The organism is Anaerobacillus sp. 1_MG-2023 (assembly GCF_030547345.1).
Classification (GTDB): domain Bacteria; phylum Bacillota; class Bacilli; order Bacillales; family Guptibacillaceae; genus Guptibacillus; species Guptibacillus hwajinpoensis_B.
On record NZ_JAUORD010000056.1, the window covers coordinates 1 to 401 of the forward strand.

1 pseudogene is annotated in these 401 nt (G+C 33.4%); it reads left to right on the top strand.

The features are described 5' to 3' along the window. Positions 1–106: 106 nt before the first annotated feature. A pseudogene (locus Q4550_RS23250) lies at positions 107–401 on the top strand (penicillin-binding protein); the annotation flags it as partial.

The following is a 401-nucleotide window of genomic DNA, read 5'->3' on the forward strand; positions in this document are numbered from 1 at the left end:
TACAAATACGAAATCGTAACCCAGGATATTTCTGCAGAAGTAACGAAACGATTATTAGCCTCATTCAAAAAGAATGATTGAAGTAGGATAGTTTACAGGGGGCATCATGAATAGCATAAAGAAAGAAAAAAGGAGTCATTTACCATACCGGTTAAATATATTGTTTTTGTTCGTATTCTTACTGTTTTCTGTTTTAATTTTTCGTTTAGGATATCTCCAATTAGCTCAAGGTGATGATTTTGAAAATCAAGTAGAAGAAACAGATAATGTGGAGGCTAAAACAACTTCCCCTAGAGGTATGATGTTTGATCGTTACGGAAGAGTTGTAGTAGATAATAAACCTACCTTTATTATTACTTATACTAAGACACAGGGGACTACTCAACAAGAAAAACTGGAAG